The following is a 25,044-nucleotide window of genomic DNA, read 5'->3' on the forward strand; positions in this document are numbered from 1 at the left end:
CAAAAAGTGATGAGTATTAAACGAAATTATTTAGCATCGCGCGAGGCACAAACTTCAGGGTATTTTGATGGCGCCATGAAAAAGGAGATGCTTTAATTCCGTTTTTTCGAGTATGTCGAGCTAACAAAGGCATCGAGTCGATGAAAAATGATTATTGGAGATGGCGCAGAAAGGCCGCAGGAGCGAGATGAGAGGGAGAAACTTACGGAAGGCTACGGGGTATAACGTTTGTGGTCGATGCAAGGAAAACCAAAGACTGTTTTACAGGATCGGCAATGTTGGGATTAGGAGTGTGGCGCGGCTGATAAACGGAACTTTACCGCTTGAGCTTCAATTACAATGAGAAACTGCCACTCATTAAAGATACATTAATACTTTAAAATGAAATCTGTCGCGAAAATGCAGCACGCCGCAATTGGGTAGCTATATGGGTAGTCAAATAAAAAATTCAACGAAGAACATAATTTAACCAATTGATTTTTAACAATTAATTTAATTAACCATGAACAATACGACATTATTCTGATGTAAGAAAGGTCGCTCAGTATTTCAAACCAGTTGAAAAATTGCTTTATAAGAACTTTTCTACTGCCGGAAATTCTCGTCTCACTTACTGTTTCAATGCCAACACACGCAACTAACTTTTTGGTTGCGTGTGCTTAAAGTAATTGCTATAATTTTTATATCAATATTAGAGATATATTAGAAACGATGATCGAATGACGTCATAAAGCATGACAAACAAGACCGCATGACCGCTATCACCCCTTCCACTTCCGGTGTACTTATGTTGATCACGACTTTTAGTCGAAATAGCATTACTGAGTAGAGGGCATCAGCGTTTGATGAACATTCGCAGAACAAATTTTTACCCAAATTCACATTAGCGTTTTTGATTACCAACACAGGATGAAATCGCATAATTTATGGGCTATTTAGAATCAGCAAGTTCGCTCCCTGCTTTGCCAGACTCAAGACTTGACCGTCTTCTCCGGAAAATTAATGAAGAAACCAATTTGCCGACGCTGGGAATAGCGATTGCCAAGGTAGTCGAGATCACTTCTTCTTGCGAGGATTCGGTAGCGCAGTTAGCGCATTTTGTGCTTTCCGATGTTGGTCTCACGCAGAAAATTTTGCGTTTATCAAATACAGTGCAATATCGTACAAGCTCAACAGCCGCGGTCACAACCATATCGCGTTCTATTTTTTTACTGGGTTTTAATACGGTAAAGACCAGTGCCATGGCGATGTTGCTGGTTGATTTTTTTAAGGACAAAACACAGGCAGTCAGTGTGCGGAAAGAATTAGTCCGGTCTTTGTGCGCCAGTATTATCGGGCGGGAAATGTCGCAAAAAGGACGCTTTCAAAACAGCGAAGAAGCAGCTATTGCCGCTTTGTTTAAGAATGTCGGCCGTGTCTTAGTCGCGTCTTATGATCATCTGCTCTATACTCAAATCGAAAGAATCTGTGATGCAACGGAGTCTAGTTATGTCGATGCAGCGCAAATGTTATTAGGTTGCAGCTTTGAGCGTTTTGGAGAAATGGCTTTGCAGAGCTGGAACATTCCAGACGCAATCGTGCAAGCAATAGCTCCGCTGCCAAATGGTGATTTGCAAAAGACACCGCTTCGCAATGATTGGCTCAAACAAGTCGCCAGCTTTAGCGATGCATTGGCAGAGATAGTGATGATCGGCCAGCATAATGCTCCCGGACGCATTGACGCAATTTTGCAAAAATACGGTCAGGTGCTCGAAATTGATAAAAAAGCCTTAAGTACCATGCTTGTCAAGATTGAGGCAGAGACCCGACAATTCGCCAAGAGCATGAATATTATGCTTCCACATGGCTTAAGCGATACTGAACAGTTAAAAAATTCAAGCGGGGTTCCGAGCGAATTTCTCTTGAAAACAATTGATCCCATACCAGAACAAAATGCCAACCGCTATGCGAGTGGCAAACCCTACAATGCCCGCGATTTACTATTAGCAGGCATGCAAGACGTTACGCAAATGCTTGCTTCTGAAGATTTACAATTAAATGACTTAATCCTACTGGTGTTAGAAACGCTCTATAGCAGCATGGGGTTTCGCTTTGCAACAGTGTGTCTACGTGACGTCACGAGTGGCCGCTACACATCACGGATTGCAGTCGGAGAAAATTATGCATCGCGTCAGAAGGGTTTTAATTTCACTGTTAAATCTGAAGCTGATTTATTTCATCTGGCGATGAGCAATAATGTTGATGTCATGATTTCCGATGCGAGCGTACCGAAAATTCGCAACTTGCTACCTTTGTGGTACCAGGAAATTTTACCTGACGCAGGTAGTTTTATGATTTTGCCATTAGTGGTTCAAAAAAAACCATTAGGCTTCTTTTATGCAGACCGTGCTGTAGCAGAAGAAGATGGCGTTTCAGCAGAAGAAACCACAATGATTAAAACCTTGAAAAGTCAGTTACTTACTGCAATGATGCGAGGCACAAAAATCGCAGCACACGTATGAGCGAGAACTCGCATAGAAAAACCGATTAATAGTGAACTGTCTCTGAAACTTTATCTTTACGCTTAGATCACTAAAAAAATGTAGATAAAATAAGTGGTTCGCTTAATTTTCAGTTTCGATTAAGCCATATCTACCAACAGTTTTTTGAAATGTTACGGCTCCTGACGAATCGATAATTTTCAGATTCAAATCAAAATCAGAACTTGCATTTTGCGCACGTATTGCATAGTGCTTGCTTAAAGCGATGTGCAAGCTATGTCCATCACTACCTCTTTTACCCAGTTCATTTAAGCTTACGGCATCATACATTCTGAACTTACCAGCATTCTTTATCTGGAATTTGGTATCAGAATTAGTTGCGCCACCGGAGAAGCAAGATTGAATAGCAATCTCTGACCGCACTTGATTTATGGGATCAAAACCACACGTCAAAACAGCCTCATATTCTTTTGTTTCGCCTAAAGAATCCGAGGAAGGATGCATAGCTTCTTTTTCCATATTTATACCGCATGCTAACAAAAACAGAGGCGCCAAAATAATATGAATACGGTTGAAAGCGTGTTTTCTCATACCAATACACTCATTAACACCTAATTTAAAAAGCAACAAAATATTAACCGATATAATAACCATATCGATATAATTTTCATAGCATTTAACTCAAAGTTCATGAAAAGAAATTCCATTCAGTCCTGAACATCAACACAAAGTTAGAGGAAAAAAATTAAGATAGATACGAAGAAAAATAATAGCAACCGACAGATGCCTGCACACCAGTTCGCAACAACCATACAAACAAAGGCAATACAGGAAAACGAGTCTCAATTTAGCTTTGCTGTGGCAATTTTAACGACGGTAAAAAATTCAGTACGCCTTTCATTGCATAGACAATGATCAAACTCCCGAATAAGTCGCCTGCGAACATCACAAAAAATCCCGATAAAAAATCTTGTGTGTCACCATGCACAAAGAACCAAATATGATGCAAAAACGGACTTGCAAACGCATAAGCAAGCACACAGACCAATAATCGTTTCGGCGTCAGATTAATTAAAGTAGCTTTTAAACCATATAAATACTCTGCTACCCGATATACCAAATATGGCGCCGCCGCTGCCAGAATGCCTCCCATAAAGGAGCGAAGATAATCATCCGGAAAAAAATAAAAGAAGCAAACCGCCCACGATACAATCAGCAAACCAACAGCGCCAGCGCCACCAAACAACAAGGTACTCAAAAGACGTACACCAGCCGGTAAATATATCCAGTTAATTCCGCGCGCAAATTCAAATCGGGTAAATATCATTTCATTGATAAATAGCGTTAGAATAAACAAAAAAATAGTAGCCATGATCATGGCAATATTGAGGCGTAATTGAGACATAGATAATCAAGCGGAAAAGCTCGTAAGGACGGCACTTCAGGCACAGGATGTGCTAAATAATAGATCGGTATAATATGCTTTAATCTTTCCAATTCGGTTGCAATCATCCAACATGAAACAGACATCCCGACCTGCCGACATATATTTAAGATTTCTGCAATTGGCAGAAACCTTGCGTGGCTTACCATCGCTACCATCACTCGACCCTTTGGAAGAGCGTATTCTGGAACTCGTCGCCAGAACCAGGCAAACTCAAGAACGCTTATCAGTGCGAGATATGATGGCAAAGAGTGAACTGGGATCACCAGCCATGCTCCATAGTCGCCTGAAATCGATGCGTGAAAAAGGTTGGATTATGCTGACAGACACCGAAGACAGTAGGAGAAAACAAATTGAATTAACCCAGGCGGCATTATTGCATTTTGATAAACTTTCCAAATGCTTAGTTCAAGCAACCAAGCATATTTAAAGCAAGGCTACATGCATTGCATGTCAGTTGTCAGATACAAATTTATCCATTAATTGATATAGATTCAAACTTTTATTCTCGCTCTTCGTTATAATCCGCGCATGAGAAATTTTTTGAACTCCCGTAAGTGGCATATCTGGATCGCATGTTTTGCGATACTGATCAATGCGCTTGCGCCTTCGATTTCTCAAGCGTTTGATTTAATGAACGCCAAAACTGGCTTGCCTGGCTTTGCTGAAATCTGCACGACCCAGGGTGCCAAAATACTATCAGATCAAGTAACATCTGCATCTCTGCAAAACCAAGTTCCAGCAAAAGACCCGCTGCAATCGGTATTGCACCATATGCAGCATTGCCAGTGCTGCGTTACGCATGCTGGCAACCTGGCATTGCCCTTCCCTGACAGCCAGCAAGTAGCGATCATAGAAGGGCATGATGCCTATCCTGCATTGTTCTATCACTCGCCCACTCCGCTGTTTTCATGGGCAACTGCGCATGCACGCGCCCCACCTGCCTCTGCTTGAGACTTTGTCATGGTTTATCTGCCATCCACAGATAAACTGATACCTGCCGTAACCGGGAATAAGTCGTTGGTCATTCAAAAATTGAGTTTTTGATCTGAAATTTATCTTTTAGATTCAATGCCAATTCCGTCTGCACATTGTTCATTCTTAAGGTTTAACGGTTTTTTGTACTAGCGAGCAATCGCTGATCCTGATTCGCTAAGCGGGATTCATCGTGCAACAGAAGCAAACAATGAATTCAATACGACGTAACACACTAGGCATGCTGAGCATGCTTGGCATCGCTTGCCTGTCTCTAAGCGCATGCAAACGCAACACGCCAGTCTTTAACGGTATTGACATTACCGGAGCCGATTATGGCAGTGATTTTCATTTGACTGGTCACGATGGCAAAACCTATACGTTGAGCCAATTCAAAGGCAAATACGTATTGCTGTTTTTAGGCTATACACAATGCCCTGACATTTGCCCCACGGCATTAACCCGTGCGCTCAATATACGCCAGCAGTTAGGTGCTGACGGCAAGCAACTTCAGGTTGTTTTTATTACCGTCGATCCGGAACGCGACACCCCGCCATTGCTGACAGAGTACATGCATGCGTTTGATCTGACATTTCTGGGACTGTTTGGTACTCTGGAGCAAACTCAGGAGGTTGCGAAAGCGTTCCGCGTCTTTTACAAAAAGGTTCCCAGTGGTAGTTCCTACAGCATGGACCACACAGCAATCAGTTACCTCTACGATACCAACAACAAGATTCGCCTCGCCTTCAAACACGAACAAAGCGCTGAACAATGTGCCGCCGACATTCGTACTTTAATTCAAACTCAATCAAGCTAAGGAAAAACATCATGAAAACCTTCAATCACATTGTCATCAGCAGTATTCTGTCCATCACCGCACTCGCCGCCCAGGCGCAAGTCAAAGTGACCGATCCGTGGGTCAGAGCAACGGTCGCGCAACAAAAAGCAACTGGCGCATTTATGCAATTAAGCTCGCCGCAAAATACACGCCTGATTGAAGTTCATACCAATGCTGCTGCATCGGCAGAAGTGCATCAAATGGAAATGGTCGACAACGTCATGAAAATGCGTGAAGTCAATGCTCTCGATCTGCCAGCCAATAAAACAGTGGAGTTAAAACCAGGTGGTTATCACGTCATGTTGATGGGCTTAAACGCGCAAGCAAAAGTCGGTGATGTGATCCCGCTGACCCTGGTATTTGAAAACAAAGACAAAAAACGTGAGACCGTTAATGTCAATGCCGTCGTCAAACCTCTGACTCAAACGTCTATGCCGGAACATCAGCATTAACCAATATTAATCAATATTAACCAATATTAATCAACATCCTTCAAGACAGAAAATGATCATGAATGCGCAACGATCAAAATTCAGTATCAATGCCGGTATTTGTTTTAGCGTATTACGTAGCTTTAATGTGGCAGCAATGTGTGCGCTGGCTGTATGGCATGGCTATGTGTTTCATTTGAATCAGGCTCTGCTTGAAGCAGAAAATAAAAAATCACCGACACCGCCAGCTCATATCAAATTACAGCGTATTGCAGCGGCTTCGACAACTTTCTATTTGAAGGTCCAATCATGAAAAACTCTATCATCATCCGCCGTGCAGCAATGACAATTGCTGGCATATTCTTCTCCCAACTTGCCGCTGCACATATCACTATCGATCAGGCTACTGCAACCACAGGCGCTTACCAAAAACTGACGTTTAAAGTCGGTCATGGCTGTGATGGCAGCGCTACCAATCTAATTAAAATCAGCATTCCGGAAAACGTCGCCGGCGCCAAGCCTATGCCAAAAGCAGGATGGCAACTGTCCACAAAAATAGAAACACTGGCGACACCTTATACATCACACGGCAAAACCATCAGCAGTGACGTGCGTGAAATCAGCTGGGTTGGTGGACCATTGCCAGACGCCTACTACGATGAATTTTCTGTCCACGTAATACTACCTGACACCCCGGGAAAACTGTATTTCAAAGTCACTCAACAATGTGAAAAAGGAAGTTTGGAATGGGTGCAACTGCCGCAAGAAGGACAAAATAAAAATGAATTAAAGTACCCGGCGCCAGGAATTGAAATTGTTCCCGCAACCGCGCACGAACATATGCACCAGCACTAAGCCGAAAACAACAATAATCTTTCAAAAATATTCACTGAGAATAACAATGAACCTCAAAAAAGTCAGCCTTTTGGTGACCAGTATTGCTCTCCTGTTTCCAGTATTGGCACATGCTTGCGCAAGCTGCGGTTGCACCTTAAGTCCGGATTGGGACGGCACAAATACGACCGGTCAGCCAGGTTTTAAATTAGACGTGCGTTACGATTATCTGAATCAAAATCAATTGCGCTCCGGAACCAGTACAATTAACCCCGCAGTCGCCAGTCAATTCGTCAATAGCACGGGGCCTCAAGAGGTAGAGAAATTTACCAAAAATAATTACGTCACAGTGGGTCTGGATTACTCCAATGGCGGCAACTGGGAAGTCAAGCTTCAGGTACCCTATATCAACCGTAACCATAGCACTTTGGGCACAGCCTCTGATGGCACAACAGCGGGTGCAGGAGGCGGTCAATATGACTCACAAACCTCAGGGATAGGTGACGTCAAAATCATGGGACGTTATATTGGATTTTCTGAAACACATAAATTTGGTGTGCTATTCGGTGCCAAATTAGCGACAGGCAGTCATACCTTGCCTGGTACTTCAACCGACGCCACAAACCCAGGCTCGGCACCAATTGACCGTGGATTGCAGCCTGGTACAGGCACCACCGATCTTATCCTTGGGGTTTCATATGCTGATAGTCTGAATACTGACTGGTCTTATTTTACGCAAGCAATCGTGCAAACTGCACTCAATTCCAGCGATCAATATAAACCAGGTACGGGATTAAATATCAATGGTGGCTTACGCTATAACGGCTTTGAAAAATTCAAACCTTTGGTGCAATTCAATGCCAAATATGTACAGCATGACACAGGGGACAACGCCGACACCATTAGCACTGGTGGCACGCTGGCCTATATCAGCCCGGGTGTTTTAGCCGTAGTGAGTGACACTGTTTCTGTCTACGCTTTTGTACAAGCCCCCATTTATCAAAACGTCCGTGGTGTGCAACTGGCGCCACGTTACACCGCTTCTGTGGGCGTCAAAGTCGCATTCTGATTGACGCAATGCTGAGTTGATGTTCAGGTTCCAAACCTGCATCAGGTCAGCAGTTTTTTCATCCTTTTAAAAGATTCATCGCGTACAACCGCCAATGAAATGTCATGCATTTACTCGCAATTTGATCTTCGGAATCGCTATGTTGGCGATGCTGATGCTCACGCTTGCACCGGCGATATCGAGTGTGCTGCTGAGCGATGTTAATCAGGGTCAAGCAAGTATATGCAGTACCAGCAATGCGGTTGGCGATGTCAGCCTGATCGCGCGATCAACGGAAAATTTTCCGCGCAAATCACATTGGCATTTTAGCCATTGTCACTACTGTTTCACCCATGCGGGTTCATTTCTCATGCCAGGTATGGCAAGCATATTTGTACCTGGCATACAAGCAGGATTTCACTATCCAGTAACATTCTATGAATCTTCTGTTCCACTATTTACCTGGTTTTCATCACAACCACGAGCACCTCCTCGCGTTTTTCGCCTGGCACCACAAAACGCAACTTTTTAGCGCGTAGCCTGGGCAAGTAAAGCTTGTCATTCATTTGTACATCAAGACATTTCTCTCCTTCTTTGAATGACTGAGATGATCGCTTTATGCACGCCATTTTTATTCGCATTTATTATTCGTTTTTTGAATTGAATCATGAAAAAATCCGTCACCACTTCTTCAATAAAACCAGCAAACAAGCAATTTCACACCTCGACATTACGTCCTATGGTGAGTGCCATTAGTGCCATCATGGCCTGTCTGACGACGACGGCAATCGCGCAAACCACCGATAACGCAGAGCCAGATGCACAGGTCGTGTTGGTCACAGGTACATTGGCGACTAAGCCGGTCACAGCTTCTCCGGCAACCATAGAAACAGTCACGGCCAAAGAACTGGGCGAAACGACCAATGTCACCAATGTCGAAGATGCCTTAAAATATATCCCTAGCATCATGGTACGCAAACGCTTTAATGGCGATACGGCAGCACCAGTCACTTCACGTACGACGGGCGTGAATGCGAGCGCACGTACTTTAATTTTTGCTGATGGTGTCATGCTTTCGAGTCTGGTCAATAACAATAATGGCAATGGCTCGCCACAGTGGTTTATGGTTTCTCCCGAAGAAATCGACAGCATCGATGTCATGTACGGTCCGTTTTATGCAGCCTATGCAGGTAATTCTTATGGTGCTGTTATCCAGATGAATACCCGCATGCCGCGACAATTTGAAGCGACAGCAAAATTAAATTTATCGTCGCAAAATTTTGACTCATATGGCACCAGCAGCAATTTCAAATCGGGCAGCCTGAACGCTACCATTGGTGATCGTCAAGGCGCATTTTCCTGGTTTGTCAGTGCCAACCACCTCGATAGCTTTAGTCAACCGATTACCTTCGGTACCCTGTCGCAATCCAGCAAAGTCGCAGCAGCCAACCTACCGGTCATCACTGGCGCAACCGCCGACTACAACCGCACTGGCGGTGCCATCCAGGTGATCAGCGCAGGGAATCTTAATCACACTGTGCAAGACACCGCCAAAGTCAAATTAGCCTATGATTTCAATGCCGAAACCACGCTCAGCTATATGCTCGGTTACTGGCAGAATTCGGCGAATGGTAAGGCTGCCTCCTATCTTCGTGATGCCAGTGACGCCCCCTATTACGGTGCAACAACTGGCAACGTCAATATCGGTGGCTATGCCTATAGCGCAGCCACCATTGGTAGTCAATTTGGTAGCAATAGCACCGAACAGACGCACTGGATGCAAAGTCTGGCGCTCAATAGCAAAACTTCCGGAGCCTGGGATTGGAATGCGGTGATCAGCAATGTCAATTATGCGACCGATCTGACGCGTTCTTCGACAGGCCCATATCCTGCTGCACAGACCACGGGCGCGGGCCGAATTGCAGATGTGAGTGGGACCGGCTGGACCACCGTTGATGCCAAAGCGACCTATCGTCCAGACGCAAATCAAGGTTCCCATACGGTGAGCTTTGGAGTCCACGCTGACCAATTCAAATTGGTCAGCCCGACTTACAATACAACAGACTGGCTCAATGGCAGCAACGGTGCTTTGTATAGTAACTCTCTCGGAAAAACACAGACCAATGCGCTGTGGATACAAGACGAATGGCGTATCAATACAAAGTTAACTGCCACCATCGGCGGTCGTTATGAACAATGGAAAGCACTCGATGGCTATAACTACGCTATCGCTGCAAATGGGACAGGTTTCCCGATCAATCAACCTGGCGTTTCCCAAAATGGTCTGTCGCCAAAAGCTACCCTGGCGTGGAAAGCATCGGATACCTGGCAAATCACTGGTTCTTTCGGGCGTGCCTTACGCTTCCCCACGGTTGGCGAGTTATACCAAAACGTCCAGACGGGCACCACCTTTACACAAGCAAATCCTTATCTCAAACCAGAAGACGTTCTATCGAGCGAATTCGCATTTGAACGCAAAACCAAAGACAGCCGGGTACGAGTTTCTGTGTTTGGTGAATTTGTTTCCGACGCCTTGATTTCTCAGACATCGAATATCGTTGGTTATTCCACGCCTGTTTCATTCACACAAAATGTGGATAAAACCCGTCAACGTGGGATAGAGTTGGTCGCAGAAAAAGACAACGCGCTTATTCAAGGTCTGCAGTTATCCGCGAGTCTGACCTATGTTGATGCGGTGATCCTGGCCAATAGCAGTTATGTACCGACAATCGCTGGTGCAACGTCCGTCGGCAAGCACACACCTTACGTACCTGACTGGCGCGCGACGATGGTTGCGACTTACCGGCCAGATGCGCGCTGGGCGTATACACTGGCCGGACGTTATACCGGTCGTCAATATGCCACAGTTGATAACACCGATATCTACCCAGGTACGTACCAAGGCTTTCAACCATTTTTCGTCGCTGACGCGCGAGTTCATTATCAGGTCAACCGTGAATGGAGTATCGCGGCAGGGATTGATAACCTCAACAATGAGAAATATTATCTATACCATCCTTTCACGCAACGTACTGCATACGCTGAGCTGAAATACACGTATTGAGACGACGTGGTTATTTGAATTAGGTAAGCCAAATATTCACTAAGAGGAAACGGGGAGCAAAGGCTAGCTCCCCGTTTTCTTATGCTTACTACTTTAGGGCGGATGCAAGCGCCAATTCTGATAAAACCTCGATGCAGCGCGAGTTACACCCACTCTACTATTGGTAAATGACTGCGCTTTTATGCAGACAGTTGCAGTAAATGCTCACGGTTTTCTAAATGCCTGCGTTTCATTTTTTCCGGATCACCATACGCGAGTAAGCGTGCTTCTTTTAAACTGTTCAGTACCCGGCATACTGTCTCTCTGGTGGAATGGATAATCTCTGCGATGTTTCCCAGACTTGGCAATACGCAAGAACTGGCTTTATTTATATCAGTATCACTTTCCTCCGCTAACAAACGTAGTAAGCGCTTGACACGTTCATCAACTGGGCCAGATCTCAAGCTAACCGCCTCGCGGCAACGCTGATAGCTGGTAAAAACGGCGGACATCAGCAATTTTGTCAGTTGCCTGTCATCCAGATAAGAAACCGGCGACAAGCTCACTTCTGTGATAGCTCGTATTGTCAACGTATCTGACACGCCAACAAAATGCTCCACGCCTAATAAATCGCCAGGCAGGGCTAATCGGACAAAACTCGCAGGTTCATCACCCGTCTGACTATCGATACGCATGGCGCCTTTTTCTATTCGCCATAACACTTGTAAATCATCGTCAGCCATGGATTGGCGAGGTAAAAGATGGCGACGTAACGTCATTTTTTCTGTGGTTTTCATGTTTAACTCTATCCCATACTGTGTCATACAGATTCAGTCATTTGTATGACAACATTGATTAATTTGCTCATCATAGATTACCAACAAGGCGTAACAAGCCAGACGAGATGCGTATGCAATTGCTATGCAACGCAGCAATAGGGTCGAGCTGTACTCAAGTGGTCTAAGCTGATCTGCGTCTTTGGCACGTGACCAGTAAAAAGAATCAAAAGAGTCAGAGAGTGGGTGGGGCACGCACAGCGGGGGAAATCCAAGCAGCAATCAGTAGAAATTGCTGGCTTGATTGCGAGTGATGATGAAAGCTAAACGAGGGAGCTAAAAAACTAAAATCACTGACAGGCGGCAATCCAAATGAAGCCGCATGCGTAAAACAGTAATCGCAATACTTCGCATGGAATAGCGATGGCAGATCGACTGGTTTGGCATCACGACTACTGCTTATCCATTTGCTTCCCGTTGTCGAACATACTTCACGCCATTCAAGAGCCGCCCGATTGCCATTTGCAGCATTGTCTACGGCCTGCGAAATCAATGGCATCAAGCCGTTCAACAAGATTGCCAATGCGGCAATCCAGCTGATCACGAAACGCCTCTGAGGAAAGCGTTGATGACGACGTTGATAAAGTTTGACTATGCGCACAAGAAAGAAATTAATCGAATGAAGAGTTGAATATTTAAACGATAAGCAATTTTCAGTAGTTCACCATACCAGAAATTCAAGGTTAAGATCTATTGGATTTGTAAAACTCAAGCTTAACTACTAAAAACGATTAATCCAAATCAATCGTCACCATGTAAAAAAGCCACGATCGGTGGTCGCCCCTGTGTCCCGCTCATGTCACGCTCGTATCAAGTTCATGACTACTTTACTTTTTCCAACATATACTCAACTGCGGCTTTGATTTCTATATCCGAACAGCTACTGCATGAACCGCGCGCTGGCATCAATTTGTAGCCGTGTAAAGCATGTTCAATCAAGGTGTCAGGAGTTTGTTTTAATCTCACTGCCCAGGCGGCTTTATCGCTTACCTTAGGGGCACCGCTGATACCAGTCACATGACACTCGGCGCACATCAAAGTGAATATCGTCGCGCCTGAGCGCCCCTGAGGAATCCGCGAAGTTGTCGTGGCTGCGAAAGTGGCCTCCGTCATCATCAGACTGACGAAAAAGACCATCAGGATCAGGCAAGATACATATTGCGCAGCAGGTTTTTTTAAATTTCCCATTTTCTTCTCATCATCGATTGTAAGCAAAGGATATAATTTTAATAAATTATCAAACTGACTCAGCGCCAATATTAAAACAGATCAGAGAGCAGCGAATTCCTACGCGATATAACATCCGGTCTAGAAAAAATCGCTATACGATTTTTTCCATAGCAGCATTTTACGGCGTACGCAGAAATTTTGTCTGGCACGCACTGCCTTACTGTTGACACCAAGTCGGGTCTTTAAAGGCCCAATACTGAAACAAAACGTTCGCCTATTGAAAGACAACGATGCCAGAAATCACTTCCGTGACGAATCAATACGAAGCTCAATCAGTCGCTTATTTTATTCAGGAAATTAAAAATGCCTTTGGCACTTTCGCCAACTCGGCATTAAGTGCAACGCCACAACTTGAAGTGACTAGTCTCGGTGGGTTGCCGTCTGCTTTCGCCGTCACAGAACTAGCGACAGCGTCCATTGCGAGCGCCGGCCAAGCCTTGAGCGAATTGATCGCCCATTCTGGCACTCAGGCACCATCGTTACAAATAGACCGAAGACTTAGTTCATTTTGGTTTGATTCTTCGGTACGTCCTCGCGGCTGGACTCTGCCACCGGCATGGGATGCGATTGCCGGTGTTTATCAAACTACGGACGGATGGATACGTCTACATACCAATGCACCACATCACCGGGCTGCGGCGCTGGCAGTTTTGGGATGCACTGCCGATAAAGACGCCGTCAGCAATACCGTAGCGGGCTGGAACTCACAAGAGCTGGAGGACGCCATCGTTGCACAACATGGTTGCGCCGCAGTAATGCATGACAGACAAACCTGGCAAGCGCATCCGCAAGGACAAGCGGTTGCCCACGAGCCGCTCATCCATATTCAAGCTTATCCATCTGATGGCAAAAAGCACTGGAAAATCGATCCGCACCGACCACTGCAAGGCATACGGGTACTCGACTTAACCCGTATTATCGCCGGGCCTGTAGCTACTCGATTTTTAGCGGGTTACGGTGCTGACGTACTTCGAATCGATCCACCTGAATGGGATGAACCTACGATATTGGCTGAACTGACGATAGGCAAACGATGTGCCCGACTAGACTTAAAGAAATCTGATGATAGAAAGCAATTTGAACACTTGCTGAGCGAAGCCGATGTGCTGGTTCATGGCTATCGCGCTGATGCTCTGGCAGCATTGGGGCTGGATGCTGAAAGTCGTCGCCGAATCAATCCAGCATTGATCGACGTTAGTCTGAATGCCTATGGCCACAGTGGCCCATGGCAGTATCGACGCGGTTTCGATAGTCTGGTGCAAATGAGCTGTGGGATTGCTGACTTTGGTATGCATCACTACGGCAAAACACAACCTACGCCCCTGCCAGTTCAAGCCTTGGATCACGCAACAGGCTACATGATCGCGGCTGCCGTTATTCGCGGATTGCAACAGCGCTACTTGCATGGTCTTGGCAGCGAAATGCGCTTATCACTCGCCAGGACAGCAGAATTACTGATCGCAGGCTCAGTACCACGGCAACCCGGCTTAAGTTTTGAAGCAAAGAATGACACTGACCATACACCAGTTGTGGAGCACACCGTCTGGGGCGCTTTGCAACGCCTGTTACCACCACTAAAAATCCAAGGCGCGCCCATGCAATGGGATAAGCCAGCCGGACTTTTGGGAACAAACAGAGCGAACTGGCAGTAGTATTGTCTTCAAGTGTAAAAACTAGTTAAAAATGAAAGAAAGAAAGTCGTAAATGCTGTCAAGGAAGGATGGTAGGCATAAAATACGCGGCACCGCTCACCAACTTCTGTCAATTCCATTCTGAACATGCAAAACCGCGACCATTGGGTAGATTACGCTAAAGGCATAGGCATTTTACTGGTCGTCTACGGTCACGTCAGTCGCGGTGCGTACAATGCCGGAATAGTGATGGACGCGAAGCTATTTAAACTGATTGACAGCATCATTTACAGCTTTCATATGCCGCTGTTTTTCTTGTTGTCGGGGATATTTTTCATTCCTTCACTTAACAAGTACGGCCGTCAGCGTCTAATCTTAGATAAAGTGGATAGCGTTTTCTACCCTTACGTGTTGTGGTCGTTACTGCAAGGCTTTACCGAAGTATTCTTGTCACGATTTACTACTACAAAAACCAGCGTGGATGATGTGCTATCGTTGTTATGGCAACCACGCGCACAATTCTGGTTTCTTTACGTGCTCTTCGTTGTATTCGTATTGATGGCACTTACCTACAGAGAGCAACGTGGCGCTGCAGCCTTGTTCGTGCCACTGATATTAATCGCTGCGTGGATATCACGCTTTTACGTGCAGTTACCCTTTCCTGTCGATTTTTTGGCGACATATCTTATTTACTTTTATTTAGGTTCACAAGTGCGTGTCTGGAAAGACTTCATCATTGAGCACGCATCCATTGTTTGCGCCATCAGTGGATTACTGTTTGGCTGTCTGGCGTGGCTGTTCCATGGCAAACTGGGTTTGATTTATTCCGATCAATCCTTGCTGGCTCTGCCGCTGGCTTTATCAGGAATCACGATGGTGTGTAGCCTGGGATTCGTATTAGCAAAAGCTGAATTGGGCATGTTGAAATGCCTGACATTGTTTGGCACCTGTTCTATGCCTATCTTTTTAATGCATATACTGGCCGGCAGTGGTGTGCGTATTATCCTGAATAAATTCCTGTACATCGACAATGCATCGATACATCTGATTCTGGGTACCGTGATCGGAATACTAGTGCCAATCACGGTTTTCCAGTTATCAAAAAAAACGTCATTGCCCGGGTTACGCTATCTGTTTGCTCCACCACCATTTTTATCACTAAAACGGCGAATGAATTAATTCTCACATAGCCTGACCGGCCGCCGCTAAAATCGCCGCAGCATCCATCGCGGCAATCCGTCCCTCATCAGTAGGAATCACCCAGATTTCCTGCTGACTATCGCTGGCATGAATTGCAGCAATTTGATCACCGTGGGCAGCCAGATTTTTTTCCAGATCAATCTTAAAACCCAGATATGCCAATCCTGCGACCACATCAGCGCGTAACTGCGCATCATGCTCACCGATCCCACCGGTAAAGGCGAGCACATCAACCCCGTTCAGACACGCGGCTAAGGCACCCGATTCTCTGGTGACGCGATAAACAAACATGTCAATTGCTGCTTGTGCCTGCGGATCGTTGCTTTGCCTTAAGGTGCGCATATCTGCTGACACACCAGAAACACCGAGTAAGCCCGATTCTTTATACAAGGTTTTTTCTATGCGTTTTGCATCCCATCCAGCCTGCAATAAATGGAGCAAAATACCCGGATCAAGCGCGCCACAGCGCGTTCCCATCATTAAACCATCTAAAGCAGAAAAGCCCATGGTGGTAGCGATACTCTGACCATTCAACATCGCGCAGGCGCTCGCACCATTGCCCAGATGCGCCATGATGACGCGTTGCTGAGAATTTTCTGATCGTTGCGCTAAGCGACCTGCGACATAACGATAAGACAAACCATGAAAACCGTAGCGACGAATGCCGGTTTCACGCAAAGCCAATGGTAGCGCCACGGTACGCTCATTAAGCGGCAAATTGGCATGAAAACCCGTATCAAAGCACGCAATCTGAGGCAAATCCGGATAAGCTTTTTGAAACGCGAATACGCCTTCCAGATTGTGCGGTTGATGCAGAGGTGCCAGTGAATTGAGACTTTGCAAATATGTCATTGTGTTCGCATCAATCACCACCGACTGGGCGTATCGCTCACCACCATGCACAATACGATGTGCGACAGCGACCACTGTCATCTCCTGGCTGTGCTGTTCCAACAGTAAACGTAAGCTGTTTAAGGCAAGCGCGAATTTCTGCTTTTCGTCCTTCGCATCGCCAAACAAAGGAAACACTTGTTTCTCACCTCGGATAGCAAGACTGATGCTTGCCGCTCCGCCAGGTTCCAGACCTTCTACCACACCGGAGATATCCGCTGCATCCACCAGAGTGTGATGCACAGGATATAACGCAAATTTGATCGAAGATGATCCCGCATTGACGGCCAGAATGGCGTGTTGGTTCATGGGGCATTCTTTCTGTATTCATTCGCCAGCAATTTAACCAGTGCTGCCGAAGCTACCCGCGAACTAGGGCCATCCGCGCGGCTCGTCAAAGCAATCGGCACCCGTGCTCCGAGTACTACACCACACGTTGCTGCACCTGCCAGATATTCAAATTGCTTGGCCAGCATATTGCCAGATTCCAGATCAGGCACCATCAGAATATCCACATCCCCTGCGACCGGTGAATCAATGCCTTTGATGCGTGCAGCTTCAGCAGAAATCGCATTATCAAACGCCAGTGGGCCATCCACAATACCGCCTTTGATTTGCTTACGCTGTACCATTTTGCACAAAGCCGCAGCATCGATCGTTGAAGACATTTTGGGATTGACGGTTTCCACCGCGGATAACAACGCGACTTTGGGTTGTGCGATTTTTAATGCTTGCGCGAGATTAATCACGTTTTGCAGAATATCTGCTTTTTCCATCAATGTTGGTGCAATATTCAGTGCTGCATCGGTCAATAACAATACCTTGTGGTACATAGGTACATCAAGGTGAAATACATGCGACAGACGGAATTTGGTTTTCAAGCCAACACAGTGTACAACTGCGGACATTAACTCATCAGTATGCAAACTGCCTTTCATCAAGGCTTCGACTTCACCTGCTGCGGCCATTTCTACGGCTTTATCAGCGGCAGCGTGACTATGTGCTACGTCAACGATTTCGACACCGCTGATGTCGAGTCCAGCTGCACTGGCGACCCCTAACAGCTTAGCTTTCGGCGCGATCAAAACGGGAATAATCAAACCCTGCTTTGCCGCATCTAAAGCACCCTGCAAAGAATCTGCATCACACGGATGCACGACAGCACAACGAATAGCAGGAAGGTCAGCAACGCTATCGATCAAGGCTTTTTGTCTTGCGCCCAGATCAAACAAGGCCATGGTCGGTAATACTGTCCGCTGACGCGTCACGCGTTCAGTTGGCGCAATCACGAGCGCATTACCGTACACGACTTTGACACCGTGTTGATTTACGATCTCACAATCAAGTGTAACGCGCTTTTTTTCATCGTCTTTGGCGATGACTGTTGCCGAAATCGTCAAGGTATCGCCGATGCGAACTGGTCTGGAAAAATGTAGGTTTTGTTCCAGATAAATCGTTCCAGGCCCTGGCAGACGGGTACCCAGAATCGTCGAAATCAAAGCACCACCCCACATACCATGAGCAATCACTCCATGGAATAAAGTGTTCTCAGCATATTCTTTATCCAGATGCGCTGGATTCACATCGCCCGAAATCGACGCAAAAGCCTGAATATCGGCTTGTGTCAGCGTACGGGTCTGACTGGCCGTCTGGCCGATCGTGATATCGTCATAAACAACATTGGAAATCATTTCTTGGTCATTATTGACCGGATACACTGGATCGTTCATTGTTCATTCTCCGTGATGGAACTGAAATAATGTTCACTGGTAACTTTAAAGGACTTAGTTAACGATGTGATAGCCGCCATCGACATACAAGGTTTGCCCTGTCATGCCTGACGATGCATTGCTGATCAAAAATGCCGCCAATTGTCCCACCTCTTCAAGTGTAACCAAACGTTTGAGTGGAGAACGTTGGATCGCTTTTTCCATCAATGTATCAAATTCTAATAATCCAGAAGCGGCGCGGGTCGGAATTGGACCCGGCGAAATTGCATGAACCCGAATACCTTTCTCGCCCAATTCTGTTGCCAGATAACGAACCAGGGATTCCAATGCAGCCTTGACCGGCCCCATCAAGCCGTAATGTGCAACGGCTTCTTCAGCCCCCAGATAACTCATCGTAATCAGGCTTGCGTCCGGGCTTAAATGTGGCTCACATAATTTCGCTACCTGAGCAAATGAATGGCAAGAAACGTTCATGGAACGTAAAAATCCGGTACTGGAACTATCAATCACTCGCCCATGCAAATCATCCAAAGGTGCCCAGGCAATCGAGTGAATCACAAAATCTAATTGACCAAATTGCGCAACTGCCTGCGCCACCAGACTTTCTAAAGCACCGTCTTCCTCCACATTACAGGTGACTAAAGTCGCGTTCATTTGATCTGCTAATGGTTTGACATAAGGTTCAGCCTTTTGATTCACACAAGAGACCATCAATTCAGCCCCAAGTTGATGTGAGACCAAAGCACAGCCGTACGCAATACTATGTTCGTTGGCGAGACCGATAATCAAGCCGCGCTTACCTTGCAAAGAAAAAACTGACTTATTTTCAGACATGTTATTCCCTACTTTCAAGAAGTGACGAATTCAATTTGCTATTTGTGTGTTGCTTACGTGTTGCTTGTATGTTCTTAACCAAACTGCTTTTTAAACCTGATGATGGTGGTAACACTGACCAGCATACCGATTAACAATATCCCGACAAACATCGGCCACAGCACCATCACCCCGGCACCTTTGAGCAAAATGCCATAACTGGCATTGATGTAGTAATACAAAGGCGACGTGTACATCCCCAAACGCATCAGTGCAGGCATCGCTTCTGGTGGCGTCCACGCACCGGACAAAAACATCATCGGTGCCAAAATCAGAATCACCATCATGCCAGCCTGCGCCATGTTATTGGTCACCGTTGCAATGAGTATCCCTATTCCCGCCAAAGTGCTGATGTACAAGGTACTCAAAACAAAGAACAAGAACAAACTCCCTACCACTGGTATTGAAAATACCGGCACCAAAATACCAAATAAACCTAAGGCAGTACCACCTAAAATCACCGCAACCATCGCAATGATTTTGGGTATCATAATCTGCAAAGGTGACAACGGTGAGACAAGTAATTGCTCTATCGTGCCGCGCTCTTTCTCTCTGACCATCGCTGCGGCAGGCAACAACATAGAAAACAAAGTCACTACGTTAAGCAGTTCAGAAATCCCCATAAACCAGGCGTCATTCTGATTTGGGTTAAACCAGACGCGGGTTGCATTGTTAATGGCGGGAGCATCCATTGCTGCAGAACTATCAAGTCCCAGGCGCACGGCGCTTTGCTCCAGACCGTAACGGGCGATAATTTGTGTTGCATCAACCGACATCAAAAAACCTTGCACAGAATTGGCAGCATCGATCTGCAATTGCACTGCTTTGTTCTCCCCACGCGACATGGCAGCACCAAACCCCGGAGGAATATCCAGCACCGCCATTGCCTTACCATCGTCTAGAAGCTTTTGACCTTGTTCCGCATGATTAATTCCACCTATCCAGCGAAATTCCGGCGGCATAAAGCGGCCTGCCAATTCACGCGAAGCAGCAGAGCGATCCAGATCAAACAGCACCAACGCTGCGTTATTGAGTTGAAACGAGACACCGGATGCAGCATTGTAAATGTCCGCAGTAAACGCATACAAAACAAACACCAGCAAAATGGGATCGCGTAATAATTGCAGCAACTCTTTCCAGGTCATTGCCTGTAAGCGACTCCACCAGACACGGTTGATAAAAAAATTCATTTCTTTTTCTCCACGCATCAACGATCCGGACGTTTATGAAACGCCAGAAATCCCGCCGTAAACAACACCGTGGCATAGAGCGTCAAAATCAACATATCCATCCATAACGAGGTAAAACCCACGCCTTTTAAAAAGCTACCGATCACAATTTCCGAGTAATACATGCCTGGTAAAATATGTGCAATCACAGCAGCAGTCGCAGACAACGATGGAATAGGAATAATCATCCCTGAATACAAAACCGCCGGAACTACCGTGACAATCGACGTACCCACCATTGCCGCCACCTGCGTATTAACAACCACTGACACCAGCAAACCGATACCCGTCGTACAAATCACATACAGGATGGTCGATAGTAAAAAGAATAAAGGGTCACCTCTGAATGGTGCCCCGAATAGCAATAAAGCAAATGCCGTCAAAGCACAGGCGTTCACAACCGAAATACCCACATACGGCAAGAGCTTGCCGATCAAATATTCTCCGCGTGACAAAGTCGATGAATAAACGTTGTAAATCGCGCCGGATTCTTTTTCCCTGACAACGCCCAAGGCAGTAAGAAATGGTGGTGACAACATTAAAATTACCATGATCAATTTGGGCGCCATTGACCAGATACTTTTGACTTCCTGATTGTATAAATAGCGGGTTTCTAATTTCACTGGTTGTGCAGTGGCACGAATACGATCTTCACTCACGCCTGTCAAACCGGAAATATAAGTCGCGAGATTGTCGAGATTAATTGCAGCGTTAATTGCATTCACATACCCTTTCGCCGTCAACGCACGAAACGGAAAAGTGCCATCAATCCAGGTTTGAACATCGGCTGATCTGCCACCGCGCAAGTTTTCACCGAATTGCGGTGGAATCACAATGACAGCGCGCAGACTATTATCGATCAGCAGTTTTTCCACGTCTTTTTCACGCTGCGCATACCCTTGAAATGAAAAATAACGTGAGTCCGTAAAATGATGCGCATAATCACGTGAACTCACCGACTGATCATAGTCAACGATCGCCAGCGGAATATTTTCGACATCCAACGACAAGCCGTAGCCAAACAAGAGCATCAATAATGATGGCACGATAAATGCCAACGCAAAGAACAGGCGATCGCGAATAATTTCACGCCACTCTTTGTAGGCAACCACACGGATACGATGAAGATTCATGGTCGCCCTCCTTTCGCCTGTACGTTTTGCGCATCTTGTGCCTCAAGCCTGGTCACGATGTGTACGAACACGTCTTCCATCGATAATTTTTTTGGAGCAATCTTGAGTGTGCCTAACGGCTTTAACATCTCTGAAATTTTAGCTGAATCAGCTTCCGGATCAAGTAACAACACATGTATGCGCGGTCCGAATAAAGCGGCACTGGTGTAACCATCAGCTTGCAACAGATCAAGTGCAGCTTGTGGATCCGGGGTTTGGATCTCAACCAATTTTCCGGCCTCGGCTTCAACATTTTCTTTCAGTTTTTCTGGCGATGCATCAGCCACCACACGACCCGCATACATGAGCGCGATGTGATCGCAATGTTCGGCCTCTGACATGTAGTGCGTCGTTACTAAGATCGTCACGTTTTCCTCACGCGACAACTGAAATAACACGTCCCAAAACGCTCTGCGACCTATCGGGTCAACGCCGGAAGTTGGCTCATCCAAAAATAGTACTTGCGGTCTGTGAATCAAAGCACAGCCCAAAGCCAGACGTTGTCTCAAGCCCATAGGTAAACTGCCCGTTAAAGCTTTGCCGAACGGACGTAAGCCAGCCATATCGAGTATCCAATCCATGCGGGCTGCCGTTTCTTTGCGGGTCAGACCATAGATACCTGCATAGAGACGTATATTTTCCAGCACCGACAAATCCAGATACAAAGAAAAAGCCTGCGACATATAGCCGATACGTTCACGGATCTGGCGTCCGGAAGTACGCACGTCAGCGCCGGCGACATTACCTTTACCTGAGGTCTGACTCAAAATACCCGTCAGCATTTTGATCACGGTGCTTTTGCCAGCACCATTGGCACCTAACAAACCGAAAATTTCACCTTGCGGTACTCTAAAGCTAACCTGATCCACTGCCTTAAATGCGCCAAATGTACGGCTTAAATTTTCTGCTTCAATTGCTAAACCCTGATCAGGATGGCGCTGGCTTGCTGACACTTCTGCGGGTTGCCGAGCCTTTTTCTGATCTGCGTTATCGAGATGTTTTTGGCGCAACAAGGCAATAAAAACGTCTTCTAATTCGGGCTCTAGTACCTCGGAATGCTGCTGAGGAATGCCGTCCAGACATTGCATCAATTCTTTTGTTGCAACAACCGGATCGGCCTGATCGACAAACATACGCATCTCTTGTCCCAGCACTTCCATTTGCGGGAAGTGTTGTGAGAGAAGCTTTACCGCATCAACTTGTTGCGCCATCTGAACACAAGTAGTGCTGACGATCGTGCCGACGGCTAATGCTTTGATTTGTTCAGGGTCACCAGAAGCAAGAACTTTTCCGGCATGCATTAACGACACACGATGGAAGCGGCTGGCCTCGTCCATATATGCAGTCGATACTAAGGCCGTGATACCTTTTTCCTTCAACAGTCGCGCTAAAATGCTCCAGAATTCGCGTCGCGATACAGGATCAACACCGGTCGTCGGTTCATCAAGAATGACCAGTTTTGGTTCATGAATCAGGGTGCAAACCAGTCCTAATTTTTGCTTCATTCCACCGGACAAGTTTTTCATCGGACGATCGCGAAACTTATCCAGACGGGTGCTGCGTAGCAACGCCTCTTTGCGAGAACTTAGCTCTTGCTTGCTAAGTAAACGCAGTCCGCCAAAATAATCGATATTTTCTTCTACCGATAAATCGCCATACAAATTCTGCCCCAGACCTTGCGGCATCAAACCAATTCTGTCTTTCACCAATTCGCTGGATTTTTCAGAATCAATCAGGCAATCAAACACACGCAAATCACCGGCGTCGTGCGCCAGCACACCAGCGACTACTTTCAAAAGACTACTTTTACCAGCACCATCGGGGCCGATCAGACCGTAAATTTCTCCCGCTTGTACCTGTAAACTAATACCATCCATAGCGATACTGTCGCCATAGCGTTTCATGAGATTATTCACATCCACCACTGGACGTGCAGAGTCTGCCACTTGGGCATCAAGCGGTTTGTCGGTATTCACAGCATTCATCGTCGGAGTGGGCATCAGTTCCAACGTGGTTTTTGCCATGCGATGTTTTCTTTCCAACGTATCACCGCATCAGCAGGAATACCGGGGGTCAGTTTGCGGTCAGGATTTTTGGTAATGACTAATTTCACCGCGTAGACTAGCTTGACACGCTCGTCGGTGGTTTGCACTTCTTTCGGCGTGAATTCAGAACGCGAAGAAATGTAGCTGACAGTTGCCTCGTAGAATTGATCTGGCTGCGCATCTGTATAGATTCTGACTGGCAAACCTAAACGGAGTTGGCCAATTTTCGATTCCGGCACGTAGACTTTTAAATACAAATGGTCGAGATCGACAATTTCAACAAGTGAACCACCAGGCATGACGACTTCACCGGGTTCGCGCAAGCGGGTTAATACCACGCCAGTGCCAGGCGATTTGATCACCAGATCAGATAACACTGATTCGGCCTCCGTCACGGCCGCAGCAGCGCGATCGCGCTGTGCACGTAAAGCATCAACTTCTTGCTGTTTAGCTTTGATTTTATCGTTCCCCAACCCTGCTTGCGCTGAGCCTTGCTTAGCACGGTTAATCGCTTCCTGCGCCGCTTTCACATCTGATTGTGCAACTTGCCACGCCAGATCTGCTTGTTCATAGCGATGACGCTCTATCACGCCACGTTCAAACAAATCTTTGTTTCTTGCCGCATCAAGTTTTGCCTGCACTTCGACGGCACTGGCTTTGGCCCACATGGCCTGCGCCTGACTTACACTGGCATCGGCAACACTAACGCCCATAGGTACTTCGCGTTGGGCAATATCAAGATTCGCTTGTGCCGCTTTTAATTGCGCATCAGCGCCATGAAAAGCCTGACGAGCTTGCTCTACTTTTGCTTGAAAGCTTTCGTCCTCCAGTTGCGCGACCACTGCGCCAGCTTTGACTGTATCGCCTTCTTTGGCAAACATTTTACTCACGCGCCCCGGATATTTGGCTGCGGCAACAATGCGGTCTCCTTCGATGCGCCCATTCGCTGCAATCAAACCTTCAGGCAATTTGCGGCTTTCGGCAAAATAATAAAACACGCCGATACCAATCACTACAGCAGCAATGCCTATGAGGACTGGGCCTAAGAGTTTATTTTTATTTTCCATTTATCTTCCTACGTATTCTTGCTTTACGGATTATTTTATTGAGTACA

23 protein-coding genes and 2 pseudogenes are annotated in these 25,044 nt (G+C 46.3%); 12 read left to right on the forward strand and 13 right to left on the reverse strand.

Annotated features, from left to right (window positions below; genetic code table 11):
- Positions 1-926 precede the first annotated feature (926 nt).
- Complete coding sequence (locus tag H8K32_RS16800) at positions 927-2,501, forward strand: HDOD domain-containing protein (protein ID WP_186913710.1); 1,575 nt, start codon at positions 927-929, stop codon at positions 2,499-2,501.
- A gap of 102 nt (positions 2,502-2,603) precedes the next feature.
- On the opposite strand, the gene H8K32_RS16805 is transcribed toward H8K32_RS16800, so the two are convergent.
- Both H8K32_RS16805 and H8K32_RS16810 read right to left on the reverse strand, forming a co-directional pair.
- Positions 2,604-3,134, reverse strand: a complete 531-nt coding sequence (locus H8K32_RS16805; RefSeq protein WP_186913711.1) for a hypothetical protein — start codon at positions 3,132-3,134, stop codon at positions 2,604-2,606.
- Between the two features lie 193 nt (positions 3,135-3,327).
- The gene (locus H8K32_RS16810; protein ID WP_186913712.1) at positions 3,328-3,885 is read right to left on the reverse strand and encodes a hypothetical protein; all 558 of its coding nucleotides are present in this window, start codon (positions 3,883-3,885) and stop codon (positions 3,328-3,330) included.
- A 112-nt stretch (positions 3,886-3,997) separates the two neighbouring features.
- Between H8K32_RS16810 and H8K32_RS16815 the strand changes: the two genes are divergently transcribed.
- The 9 genes from H8K32_RS16815 (at position 3,998) to H8K32_RS16855 (ending at position 11,114) form a co-directional block, all read left to right on the forward strand.
- On the forward strand, positions 3,998-4,354 hold the full coding sequence (locus H8K32_RS16815; RefSeq protein ID WP_186913713.1) for a winged helix-turn-helix domain-containing protein: 357 nt from the start codon (positions 3,998-4,000) through the stop codon (positions 4,352-4,354).
- Between the two features lie 113 nt (positions 4,355-4,467).
- Complete coding sequence (locus tag H8K32_RS16820; protein WP_222613164.1) at positions 4,468-4,878, forward strand: DUF2946 domain-containing protein; 411 nt, start codon at positions 4,468-4,470, stop codon at positions 4,876-4,878.
- A gap of 232 nt (positions 4,879-5,110) precedes the next feature.
- A complete protein-coding gene (locus H8K32_RS16825) occupies positions 5,111-5,716 on the forward strand; it encodes an SCO family protein (RefSeq protein ID WP_246447439.1) in 606 nt (201 codons plus the stop codon).
- 11 nt (positions 5,717-5,727) lie between these two features.
- Positions 5,728-6,189 carry a copper chaperone PCu(A)C gene (locus H8K32_RS16830; RefSeq protein ID WP_186913715.1) on the forward strand — a complete coding sequence of 154 codons (462 nt, stop codon included), beginning with the start codon at positions 5,728-5,730 and terminating at the stop codon, positions 6,187-6,189.
- Positions 6,190-6,247: 58 nt separating this feature from the next.
- Positions 6,248-6,481, forward strand: coding sequence for a hypothetical protein (locus H8K32_RS16835; RefSeq protein WP_186913716.1), 234 nt, complete (start codon positions 6,248-6,250; stop codon positions 6,479-6,481).
- A complete protein-coding gene (locus H8K32_RS16840) occupies positions 6,478-7,023 on the forward strand; it encodes a YcnI family copper-binding membrane protein (RefSeq protein WP_186913717.1) in 546 nt (181 codons plus the stop codon). Before H8K32_RS16835 ends, H8K32_RS16840 begins: the two co-directional genes overlap by 4 nt.
- 46 nt (positions 7,024-7,069) lie before the next feature.
- Complete coding sequence (locus tag H8K32_RS16845) at positions 7,070-8,071, forward strand: TonB-dependent receptor (RefSeq protein ID WP_186913718.1); 1,002 nt, start codon at positions 7,070-7,072, stop codon at positions 8,069-8,071.
- Positions 8,072-8,210: 139 nt separating this feature from the next.
- A complete protein-coding gene (locus H8K32_RS16850; protein ID WP_281388593.1) occupies positions 8,211-8,582 on the forward strand; it encodes a DUF2946 domain-containing protein in 372 nt (123 codons plus the stop codon).
- A 135-nt stretch (positions 8,583-8,717) separates the two neighbouring features.
- Positions 8,718-11,114 (forward strand): TonB-dependent receptor, encoded by a 2,397-nt coding sequence (locus H8K32_RS16855; protein ID WP_186913720.1) that lies wholly within the window; start codon positions 8,718-8,720, stop codon positions 11,112-11,114.
- A gap of 179 nt (positions 11,115-11,293) precedes the next feature.
- On the opposite strand, the gene H8K32_RS16860 is transcribed toward H8K32_RS16855, so the two are convergent.
- From H8K32_RS16860 to H8K32_RS16870, 3 genes are all read right to left on the reverse strand, one after another.
- Entirely contained in the window at positions 11,294-11,890 is a 597-nt protein-coding gene (locus H8K32_RS16860) for a Crp/Fnr family transcriptional regulator (RefSeq protein ID WP_186913721.1), read from the reverse strand.
- A gap of 214 nt (positions 11,891-12,104) precedes the next feature.
- Entirely contained in the window at positions 12,105-12,473 is a 369-nt protein-coding gene (locus tag H8K32_RS16865) for a DUF2946 family protein (protein WP_186913722.1), read from the reverse strand.
- A 278-nt stretch (positions 12,474-12,751) separates the two neighbouring features.
- Positions 12,752-13,117 (reverse strand): c-type cytochrome, encoded by a 366-nt coding sequence (locus H8K32_RS16870; protein WP_186913723.1) that lies wholly within the window; start codon positions 13,115-13,117, stop codon positions 12,752-12,754.
- A gap of 272 nt (positions 13,118-13,389) precedes the next feature.
- On the opposite strand from H8K32_RS16870, the gene H8K32_RS16875 reads away from it, so the two are divergent.
- A complete protein-coding gene (locus tag H8K32_RS16875) occupies positions 13,390-14,811 on the forward strand; it encodes a CoA transferase (RefSeq protein ID WP_186913724.1) in 1,422 nt (473 codons plus the stop codon).
- A gap of 126 nt (positions 14,812-14,937) precedes the next feature.
- Entirely contained in the window at positions 14,938-15,969 is a 1,032-nt protein-coding gene (locus tag H8K32_RS16880; protein WP_186913725.1) for an acyltransferase family protein, read from the forward strand.
- Between the two features lie 3 nt (positions 15,970-15,972).
- On the opposite strand, the gene H8K32_RS16885 is transcribed toward H8K32_RS16880, so the two are convergent.
- The 8 genes and pseudogenes from H8K32_RS16885 to H8K32_RS16915 all read right to left on the reverse strand — a co-directional run bounded on the left by H8K32_RS16885 (position 15,973) and on the right by H8K32_RS16915 (position 24,997).
- On the reverse strand, positions 15,973-17,190 hold the full coding sequence (locus tag H8K32_RS16885) for an acetate/propionate family kinase (protein WP_186913726.1): 1,218 nt from the start codon (positions 17,188-17,190) through the stop codon (positions 15,973-15,975).
- Positions 17,187-18,611: a bifunctional enoyl-CoA hydratase/phosphate acetyltransferase gene (locus H8K32_RS16890; RefSeq protein WP_186913727.1), complete on the reverse strand. Its 1,425-nt coding sequence runs from the start codon at positions 18,609-18,611 to the stop codon at positions 17,187-17,189. The genes H8K32_RS16885 and H8K32_RS16890 overlap by 4 nt, the downstream gene beginning before the upstream one ends.
- Before the next feature lie 54 nt (positions 18,612-18,665).
- Complete coding sequence (gene fabI / locus H8K32_RS16895) at positions 18,666-19,445, reverse strand: enoyl-ACP reductase FabI (protein ID WP_186913728.1); 780 nt, start codon at positions 19,443-19,445, stop codon at positions 18,666-18,668.
- A 74-nt stretch (positions 19,446-19,519) separates the two neighbouring features.
- Positions 19,520-20,674, reverse strand: coding sequence for an ABC transporter permease (locus H8K32_RS16900; protein WP_186913729.1), 1,155 nt, complete (start codon positions 20,672-20,674; stop codon positions 19,520-19,522).
- A gap of 17 nt (positions 20,675-20,691) precedes the next feature.
- The gene (locus H8K32_RS16905; RefSeq protein WP_186913730.1) at positions 20,692-21,846 is read right to left on the reverse strand and encodes an ABC transporter permease; all 1,155 of its coding nucleotides are present in this window, start codon (positions 21,844-21,846) and stop codon (positions 20,692-20,694) included.
- Positions 21,843-22,808, reverse strand: a pseudogene (locus tag H8K32_RS20760) (ABC transporter ATP-binding protein); the annotation flags it as partial. The gene H8K32_RS16905 and the pseudogene H8K32_RS20760, both read right to left, overlap by 4 nt.
- 519 nt (positions 22,809-23,327) lie before the next feature.
- Positions 23,328-23,909: pseudogene (locus tag H8K32_RS20765) on the reverse strand (ATP-binding cassette domain-containing protein); the annotation flags it as partial.
- Positions 23,885-24,997 carry an HlyD family secretion protein gene (locus H8K32_RS16915; protein WP_186913731.1) on the reverse strand — a complete coding sequence of 371 codons (1,113 nt, stop codon included), beginning with the start codon at positions 24,995-24,997 and terminating at the stop codon, positions 23,885-23,887. The pseudogene H8K32_RS20765 and the gene H8K32_RS16915, both read right to left, overlap by 25 nt.
- Positions 24,998-25,044: the final 47 nt, after the last annotated feature.

Origin of the sequence: Cognatundibacterium jejuense, from assembly GCF_014284255.1 — a bacterium.
GTDB lineage: Bacteria > Pseudomonadota > Gammaproteobacteria > Burkholderiales > Burkholderiaceae_D > Undibacterium > Undibacterium jejuense.

Excerpts from the sequence above, each read along its gene's own strand:
- H8K32_RS16800 (WP_186913710.1), top strand. The coding sequence starts at position 927 with ATGGGCTATTTAGAATCAGCAAGTTCGCTCCCTGCTTTGCCAGACTCA.
- H8K32_RS16805 (WP_186913711.1), bottom strand. The coding sequence starts at position 3,134 with ATGGTTATTATATCGGTTAATATTTTGTTGCTTTTTAAATTAGGTGTT.
- H8K32_RS16810 (WP_186913712.1), bottom strand. The coding sequence starts at position 3,885 with ATGTCTCAATTACGCCTCAATATTGCCATGATCATGGCTACTATTTTT.
- H8K32_RS16815 (WP_186913713.1), top strand. The coding sequence starts at position 3,998 with ATGAAACAGACATCCCGACCTGCCGACATATATTTAAGATTTCTGCAA.
- H8K32_RS16825 (WP_246447439.1), top strand. The coding sequence starts at position 5,111 with ATGAATTCAATACGACGTAACACACTAGGCATGCTGAGCATGCTTGGC.
- H8K32_RS16830 (WP_186913715.1), top strand. The coding sequence starts at position 5,728 with ATGAAAACCTTCAATCACATTGTCATCAGCAGTATTCTGTCCATCACC.
- H8K32_RS16835 (WP_186913716.1), top strand. The coding sequence starts at position 6,248 with ATGAATGCGCAACGATCAAAATTCAGTATCAATGCCGGTATTTGTTTT.
- H8K32_RS16840 (WP_186913717.1), top strand. The coding sequence starts at position 6,478 with ATGAAAAACTCTATCATCATCCGCCGTGCAGCAATGACAATTGCTGGC.
- H8K32_RS16845 (WP_186913718.1), top strand. The coding sequence starts at position 7,070 with ATGAACCTCAAAAAAGTCAGCCTTTTGGTGACCAGTATTGCTCTCCTG.
- H8K32_RS16850 (WP_281388593.1), top strand. The coding sequence starts at position 8,211 with ATGTTGGCGATGCTGATGCTCACGCTTGCACCGGCGATATCGAGTGTG.
- H8K32_RS16855 (WP_186913720.1), top strand. The coding sequence starts at position 8,718 with ATGAAAAAATCCGTCACCACTTCTTCAATAAAACCAGCAAACAAGCAA.
- H8K32_RS16860 (WP_186913721.1), bottom strand. The coding sequence starts at position 11,890 with ATGAAAACCACAGAAAAAATGACGTTACGTCGCCATCTTTTACCTCGC.
- H8K32_RS16870 (WP_186913723.1), bottom strand. The coding sequence starts at position 13,117 with ATGGGAAATTTAAAAAAACCTGCTGCGCAATATGTATCTTGCCTGATC.
- H8K32_RS16875 (WP_186913724.1), top strand. The coding sequence starts at position 13,390 with ATGCCAGAAATCACTTCCGTGACGAATCAATACGAAGCTCAATCAGTC.
- H8K32_RS16880 (WP_186913725.1), top strand. The coding sequence starts at position 14,938 with ATGCAAAACCGCGACCATTGGGTAGATTACGCTAAAGGCATAGGCATT.
- H8K32_RS16885 (WP_186913726.1), bottom strand. The coding sequence starts at position 17,190 with ATGAACCAACACGCCATTCTGGCCGTCAATGCGGGATCATCTTCGATC.
- H8K32_RS16890 (WP_186913727.1), bottom strand. The coding sequence starts at position 18,611 with ATGAACGATCCAGTGTATCCGGTCAATAATGACCAAGAAATGATTTCC.
- fabI (WP_186913728.1), bottom strand. The coding sequence starts at position 19,445 with ATGTCTGAAAATAAGTCAGTTTTTTCTTTGCAAGGTAAGCGCGGCTTG.
- H8K32_RS16900 (WP_186913729.1), bottom strand. The coding sequence starts at position 20,674 with ATGAATTTTTTTATCAACCGTGTCTGGTGGAGTCGCTTACAGGCAATG.
- H8K32_RS16905 (WP_186913730.1), bottom strand. The coding sequence starts at position 21,846 with ATGAATCTTCATCGTATCCGTGTGGTTGCCTACAAAGAGTGGCGTGAA.
- H8K32_RS16915 (WP_186913731.1), bottom strand. The coding sequence starts at position 24,997 with ATGGAAAATAAAAATAAACTCTTAGGCCCAGTCCTCATAGGCATTGCT.